The organism is Thermococcus sp., from assembly GCF_027063845.1.
Taxonomy (GTDB): domain Archaea; phylum Methanobacteriota_B; class Thermococci; order Thermococcales; family Thermococcaceae; genus Thermococcus.
In genome coordinates this window covers 1-3716 of the sequence record NZ_JAMOQU010000095.1, presented here as the reverse complement: position 1 = coordinate 3716, position 3716 = coordinate 1, and the positions used below count along the sequence as shown (strand labels likewise).

Annotated in this window: 7 protein-coding genes; 3 read left to right on the top strand and 4 right to left on the bottom strand. The window is 52.6% G+C overall.

Annotated features, from left to right (window positions below):
- Both MVO87_RS07240 and MVO87_RS07235 read left to right on the top strand, forming a co-directional pair.
- Positions 1 to 528 (top strand): DUF835 domain-containing protein (locus MVO87_RS07240; RefSeq protein WP_297552729.1); only part of this gene is annotated, 528 nt, incomplete at its 5' end.
- A 375-nt stretch (positions 529 to 903) separates the two neighbouring features.
- Positions 904 to 1131: a hypothetical protein gene (locus tag MVO87_RS07235; RefSeq protein ID WP_297516687.1), complete on the top strand. Its 228-nt coding sequence runs from the start codon at positions 904 to 906 to the stop codon at positions 1129 to 1131.
- Here MVO87_RS07235 and MVO87_RS07230 read toward each other — a convergent pair.
- The 4 genes from MVO87_RS07230 to MVO87_RS07215 are packed head-to-tail and all read right to left on the bottom strand — an operon-like array spanning position 1128 to position 3164.
- Entirely contained in the window at positions 1128 to 2318 is a 1191-nt protein-coding gene (locus MVO87_RS07230) for a molybdopterin molybdotransferase MoeA (RefSeq protein ID WP_297516689.1), read from the bottom strand. The two genes, MVO87_RS07235 and MVO87_RS07230, sit on opposite strands and share 4 nt — an antisense overlap.
- Before the next feature lie 2 nt (positions 2319 to 2320).
- Positions 2321 to 2434: a PIN domain-containing protein gene (locus MVO87_RS07225; protein WP_297516692.1), complete on the bottom strand. Its 114-nt coding sequence runs from the start codon at positions 2432 to 2434 to the stop codon at positions 2321 to 2323.
- Positions 2435 to 2466: 32 nt separating this feature from the next.
- The gene (locus MVO87_RS07220) at positions 2467 to 2607 is read right to left on the bottom strand and encodes a hypothetical protein (RefSeq protein WP_297516695.1); all 141 of its coding nucleotides are present in this window, start codon (positions 2605 to 2607) and stop codon (positions 2467 to 2469) included.
- Positions 2608 to 2648: 41 nt separating this feature from the next.
- Entirely contained in the window at positions 2649 to 3164 is a 516-nt protein-coding gene (locus MVO87_RS07215; RefSeq protein ID WP_297552727.1) for a MogA/MoaB family molybdenum cofactor biosynthesis protein, read from the bottom strand.
- Between the two features lie 109 nt (positions 3165 to 3273).
- Between MVO87_RS07215 and MVO87_RS07210 the strand changes: the two genes are divergently transcribed.
- Positions 3274 to 3716 (top strand): adenosylcobinamide amidohydrolase (locus MVO87_RS07210; protein WP_297552725.1); only part of this gene is annotated, 443 nt, incomplete at its 3' end.

Genomic DNA, 3716 nt, shown 5'->3' with positions numbered 1-3716 from the left:
TCGACGATATTAACGGTTATGATGGCGTACTCGATGTATCGTCTTACGTCTACGAGAAAGTTCCTTGAGCGTGGTATTGATGTCAAAGCACCGGAAATACACAGTGGTACGATTATAGTCCAGCCAAAAGAGTTTGAGACCCTGCTACCAAAGCTTGAAAATGCACCAGTATTGGCGTTTTTAAGAGACTTGGAGTACTCCCGCGAAGGATGGAGAACATATTTTGTAACGGCAGTTCCCTTTAAAAGAGGGAACATAGCAGGAACGCTCAATCCAACTGACCTCGCAAAAATGACTGAGATAACATTCCAATATCTGGAGGAAACCTCCAGAATGGGAGTTCCCGGTGTTGTCGTCATTGATTGCGTTGAATACCTGAGCATGTATAACTCATGGGATTCCCTCATGAAGTTTTTATCCAAGCTTAGAGACCTAGTCATGGTCAAAGGAGGCACTTTAATTCTCGTGATAGACAGGAACAGCGTTGAAGAGCGCCTCTTCAACCAGTTAAGAAAACTCCTCGAGTGAGGGTTTATAAACCGCGCCCCCTACCTAACAATGCCCCCGCGCGAGGACCCCGGGGAGAATGAACCGGGGGGCGATGCGGGGGCTACAGCCCGGCCTCAGCGAGGTCCCCGCGGGAGGGCCTTCCGCGTCCCGGAGCACGATGACCGCGGGAAACCCAGGCCGGGCACAGTTCTCGCCCGCCTGGGTTAACCCGCCTGAGTGTGGCGTTGCCTTCGATGAGGGCGGGCGTTACGGGCGGGCGACATTTCGTTGCTCGTTCTGGTTATAAAGTCTGTTCCTAATTGGTTTGTTTTCTATTTTTGCTTACTACTAAAATTAATGTGCAAAAAGTGAACAGAAAATGTTATTAACACGAAACGCATAATAGATAATGCCATGACTGAGAGTGGTCTTATAAAACCTTCCGAGCAAAATGTTAAAGAAATTATACCTTGGCTTAAGGATAATCCAGTCTATGACATATTAGAACAGAGAAAGCGCGAGGTCATGGAGATAATTCAGGATATTACCCAAAAAGAATTGGAAATTATTGAAGAACTTCCAGAGGATGTTAGAGAAATTATAAAGGTCCCGGACAGCGGGATGTTGGTGGGGGACCTTTAGTACAACGTTACCCAAACCTCTTCTCCCTCGAGATGCCCTTCACTGTCCTCTGGGATTTCCACATACCCGTTGCTCTCAACGAGCGAGCTTATTATCCCGCTACCTTTCTTCCTGATAGGCCTCGCCCTTCCGTTCTCGTACCAGACCTTGACGAACTCGTGCCTTCCAAGCTGGCTGGGAATCCTGTCGGTTAGCGTCGCCTTAACGCGAACCTCGTAGTTCCTCGCCCCAACGAGTTTCGCCAGGGCGTGCTTGACGTAAAGGTGGAACTGTGCGAAGACCGCCACGGGGTAGCCGCTCATTATGAAGACCCTCTCGCCGTAGCCTATCGGTCTTCCTGGTTTTATCGTCGTCCCGTGGAAGAGCAGGTTAGCGAACCTGTGAGCGAAGTCCCTGTCCCCGAAGGCCGAACCGCCTGTAACGAGGACGAGGTCGTTCTCGGCCTTCGCCCTCTCGATTGCTCTCCTCACGGCGTTTTCATCGTCTGGAACGACGCCATAAAATACGGGCTCGCCGAAGTATTGCCTCACGAGGCCCTTCAGCATGATGGAGTTGCTTTCAAGGATTTTGCCAGATTTCAACGCCTCCTCGTCGAACTCCTCAATCAGCTCACTGCCCGTGATTATTATCCCCACGCGGAGCCTTCTCTTGACCTTAACGGTTTTGAAACCGATGCTCTTGAGCAGGGCCAAGTCCTGGGGCCTGAGCACCTGCCCCTTTCTCAGGATTACCTTCCCCTTCTTCACATCCTCGCCTGCAAAGGCGACGTTCTGACCCGGAGCAACGGGGCGGAGAACCCTTATCACATTTCCCTCGCGCTCGGCCATCTCCTGCATGAGAACCGCGTTCGCTCCCTCTGGCATCTTCGAGCCTGTCATGAGCTTTACCGCCGTCCCGGGTTCCACTTTCGCTTTACTTTCCTCTCCCGCCACTATCTCATCAACAACTCTCAGCTCCACCGGGCTGTACTCCCTCGCCGAAAAAGTGTCCTCAGCCCTCAGAGCGTAGCCGTCAACCGCTGAACGGTCAAAGGGCGGGCTATCTATCGGCGAAACGACGTCCTCAGCCAGAACCCTGCCAAGGGCACCTTCCAGCGGAACTTCCTCGGTTTCCTTAATCTCACTCAGGTCGTCGAGGAGGAGCTTTAATGCCTCCCTGTAGGGAGTGAGGCGCTTGAATTCTCTCATCTTCACACCCCCAAAACTTTGAGAAAATCAACCCTTGTAAAGTCGGAATCAAAGGTTGCAATCTTATCAATGCCGTAGCTCTTGCAGGTGAGAACTATCTGAGCATCGGAGGGCATTAGGTGGTATTTCCCCATAAAGACAAAGTCTTTCAAATCTCCTCAGCCTCCCGGATATCCCACTGAATCATCTCCTCGTCGAACGTTCCAAGTGCCCCCCTCAACTTTCGAAGGGCCTTTGTCCTCTCGTCTTTCTGGGAGACATGTTTCTTAACATCATCAACGCTCTCCATCGGTTTCACCCTTCGGGGATACGGAGTAACAAGCTATAAGGTTACTCCCTCCCGTGCTTGAGGACGTGGCCGGCCTCCTTGAGGATAATCTTTATCCCCGTCTTCGCGGCTCCGAGGCTTCCCGGGAGACAGAAGACCGCCATCGCCCTTCCCGAGCTCCTGATGACGCCCGCAGTTGCCCTCGTCATGACTGCGGCCGTGCCTATCTCCTCGTAGCTCATCAGCCTGAAAACCTCGCCGAAGCCCGTGAGTTCTTTATCAAAAAGCGGTCTCAGGCTCTCTATCGTCACGTCCCTGCTCGCTATTCCCGTTCCGCCGGAGGTAACGACGACTTCTGCTCCCTTCTCGAAGGCCTCAACGACGGCACCTATTATCGCCATCTTCTCGTCTGGCACGACCTTGTAGAGAACCTGCTCGTGTCCCGCCTTCTCCAGCTCCTCGATGAGGAACTTTCCGCTCTTATCTTCCTTCTCACCCCTGCTCGCGGTGTCGCTGACCGTTATGACCGCAAACTTGAACTTCTTGGGTGCCTTCCTTTTGTGCTCCTCAACGCCCATGCTACCACCGGAGTAAAATACTTCTCCTCCTTAATAACCTTTCAGCAAACGGAAGCGTTTAACATCACCGAGGGAAGGGTTATATCCTTTATTGTCGGGAAGTCCCTATATGCAGTTCAACCACTTCATCCTGCCCTTCGATGAGCCGATGCTCTCGCTCAGCAACGCGCCCCACAGAGGAGGCTTAACCCAGGCAAACGGGTTCTTCTTTATGAATGTGCCTAAGAACTACTCCGGTGACTACAAAGTCGACTGCCTCACTTTTGAGCGAGAGCACAACCTAAAAAACTTCGTCGGCTTCATGACTGCCGCAGACATCGGTAAAGTGCTCGCAATTTCGAGGAGCGGGAGCGTTATTGCTTACGTTACTGCGGGAATCACCAACCCGGCAATAGCAGGCGAAGAGCCACCGCCGTGGGAGCCCGGGACGATAAACATCGCCCTCATTATCGAGGAGGGCCTCACCGTCGGCGCGATGGCGAACGCGATAATGACGGCAACGGAGGCAAAAACCTACACCCTCCTGAGCCTCGGGTACAACGCCACAGGGAC

Bases quoted from the DNA above. Each gene is read 5' to 3' on its own strand.
- MVO87_RS07235 (WP_297516687.1), top strand. From the start codon at position 904: ATGACTGAGAGTGGTCTTATAAAACCTTCCGAGCAAAATGTTAAAGAA.
- MVO87_RS07230 (WP_297516689.1), bottom strand. From the start codon at position 2,318: ATGAGAGAATTCAAGCGCCTCACTCCCTACAGGGAGGCATTAAAGCTC.
- MVO87_RS07225 (WP_297516692.1), bottom strand. From the start codon at position 2,434: ATGCCCTCCGATGCTCAGATAGTTCTCACCTGCAAGAGCTACGGCATT.
- MVO87_RS07220 (WP_297516695.1), bottom strand. From the start codon at position 2,607: ATGGAGAGCGTTGATGATGTTAAGAAACATGTCTCCCAGAAAGACGAG.
- MVO87_RS07215 (WP_297552727.1), bottom strand. From the start codon at position 3,164: ATGGGCGTTGAGGAGCACAAAAGGAAGGCACCCAAGAAGTTCAAGTTT.